This is a genomic window from Microcystis sp. M49636_WE2 (assembly GCF_030065375.1).
Taxonomy (GTDB): Bacteria; Cyanobacteriota; Cyanobacteriia; order Cyanobacteriales; family Microcystaceae; genus Microcystis; species Microcystis aeruginosa_C.
Map to the genome: position 1 here is coordinate 1 of NZ_JASJFG010000173.1, position 2,386 is coordinate 2,386.

Consider the following 2,386-nt stretch of genomic DNA (forward strand, 5'->3'; position numbering starts at 1 on the left):
AATTAGTTAAAATTCTCTAGAATCAAGCTGTTGCGGGGATCAATCGACGAAAACTCATAGCTAGTATCTCAAAGGAGCCATTTGGTCAATGGACTATTTAGATGAAGTGATAGACAAGTTGAGAGAATGGGCGCGCAAACTGATTGAGAGTGTTTTTGGTCCGGAACCCGAACCCGAACCCGAACTGATCCCGATCCCCGTGCGCGATCACAGTCGATAAAGCCACCGGTAAAACAGAATACTGCGATAATATCAGTGCAAACTTACTATGAGTCTGCACTTGATTTTTGACTGAAGCCAAGTCTAGCTTAATTTGGTGACGATTTGATTATTTAGTAACAATTCTTGACTGAGTAAATCTTCCACATTAATCCGCAGAAAACACTGATCATCAATCCAGAACTGCACTTTAATGCGATCTTTACCCCGAAAACCTAAAGGATCGAGTTTAGCGATTGATCGGGCCCCCTCGCGATCATTTAAGGGTTGGACGCTAGTTTCTCCATTACCGAGGGAACGAGTAATTAATTTATCACCATCAAAATAGACCTCCATTGCCCCCCTTTCTGTGCCTAATTCGCCGATAATTAACTCAATGCTGGGTTGATTGTCCACGGAAGCACCTAGGACTAATTCCACGGGTTTTTCCATAGGATAGGGTTGTCCGGAGTTAATAATCGGATGCCAAGCGTGGGCATTTTTGCGACGATTCCAGTAACGAATCCCGTAGCTATGATAAAGAAAATCTTTGACTTGATAACCTTGGGCTAATTGTAACGCTCCCAAAGCGATCGCTTCAAAGGGTCGATCCTCTTTAATTTTACTACTATCAAAATACTGTCGCACCCAATCTTTTACCGCCGGAATTTGTACGGTTCCCCCGACTAATAACACCGCATCGATATCGCTAACTTCAATTCCATTGCGTCTTCCCTGTTGCAAAACTCCCGTCATTAAATCATCTAATTGATTAAAAAAGTTTTGTTGTTGGAGAATATCGGTCAATTGTTCTCGATCTAAGCTTAACTCGTAACTCTCGAAATTTTCCTCATCAAAATATACTTCCTCGGCGGTTAATTGGGAAGAAAGTTTAATCTTTAATCTTTCTGCTAGACGAGTAGTCAAGGAAGTTTTCGCTAAAGATTGCTTTTGGGCAAAATAATCGACAATCCAATCGTCTATATCTGACCCCCCTAAATTTGTCCCCGCCTTGGCTAAAACTCTCGCTAGTTTAGTTTTTTGGGCGGAATTATTGCCTAAAAGTTTTTCTCCCCATTTGAGAATAAAACCTTGATTTTTTTGAGGATTATCTAAATCTAATTGTACCAAAGAAAGATCGAGGGTGCCACCGCCAAAATCTACCACTAAAATCACTTGATCCCCAGTGGTTCCATAGCCCAAAGCGGCGGCCGTGGGTTCATCAATTAGTCTAATTTGTTCGATTTCCCAACCCTGACAAACATTGCTTAACCAATTGCGGTAACTTTCAAAACTATCGACGGGAACGGTTAAAACTAGCGATTGGGGGGTTTCCGGGGTGGTGTTTTTTAAGTGGTCGATGATGCTATCGAGAAACCATTGGCCAACCCCCTCGAAACTGAGGACAGTTTCCTCTAATTCCGGTAAAAATCCTTGAATTTTTGCGCCGATACCTCGTTTAAAGCGACGAAAAAAACGCGGATCTCGATCGATATCTAAACCCCGATCGCGCACTGCTTGACCGGCAATTACTTGCAGGGGATTGGCTGATTTAATATAGAGTAAACTGGGAATTAGGGGGGGATTGTCGGCTATTTGTTGGGATAACTCCGATAATTTCACGGTTTCGGCCCTATTTGTTGCCCCATTCCAACGAGTAATGACGGTATTACTGGTTCCGAAATCAATAGCGTAGAACACGATCGATGGTTTTTAGGTAAATTTAGTTAATTATCCGCCATTGTAACCTGTTATTTACTGAACCCGCCCGATCGAGGTGGAAGTTTCCGAAAAACCTAGGCAATTTGGTCAGCGTAAGCTCAAGAAGTCTGAGCAAAAACTTGACAAATAATCTTTAATAGTATATATGAGTTGCACCTGATCAAAGGATTATGTTAGCAGTTACTACCTCACCCGAAACCCTCTCCTTAGAAATTCCTAGGGCGATCGCTCTCTCTATCACCCTTGAACAGTTTGAAGCCCTTGCGGTGGTCAACCGTGACTTAAAATTAGAACGTACAGCCCAAGGAGAATTAATCGTGAATCCCCCGACAGGTGGTGAATCAGGACAGCGAAATTTTCGTATAACAGGACAATTGTTTCGCTGGTGCGAAGAAAATGAAGCTTTAGGAGTCGGGTTTGACTCTTCCACTGGATTTATACTACCAAATGGGGCGATTCGTTCTCC

3 protein-coding genes are annotated in these 2,386 nt (G+C 42.6%); 2 read left to right on the top strand and 1 reads right to left on the bottom strand.

All coding sequences use genetic code 11. The annotated features are described in order from the left end of the window. The first annotated feature begins 88 nt into the window (after nt 1–88). The gene (locus PX484_RS03965) at nt 89–220 is read left to right on the top strand and encodes a hypothetical protein (protein ID WP_002757361.1); all 132 of its coding nucleotides are present in this window, start codon (nt 89–91) and stop codon (nt 218–220) included. A gap of 83 nt (nt 221–303) precedes the next feature. Here the strand turns inward: PX484_RS03965 and PX484_RS03970 are convergent, their stop codons facing one another. After that, the gene (locus PX484_RS03970; RefSeq protein ID WP_002802166.1) at nt 304–1,899 is read right to left on the bottom strand and encodes an Hsp70 family protein; all 1,596 of its coding nucleotides are present in this window, start codon (nt 1,897–1,899) and stop codon (nt 304–306) included. Nucleotides 1,900–2,090: 191 nt separating this feature from the next. On the opposite strand from PX484_RS03970, the gene PX484_RS03975 reads away from it, so the two are divergent. Beyond that, nucleotides 2,091–2,386: Uma2 family endonuclease (locus PX484_RS03975; protein WP_288102930.1), on the top strand; the 296-nt coding region annotated here is incomplete at its 3' end.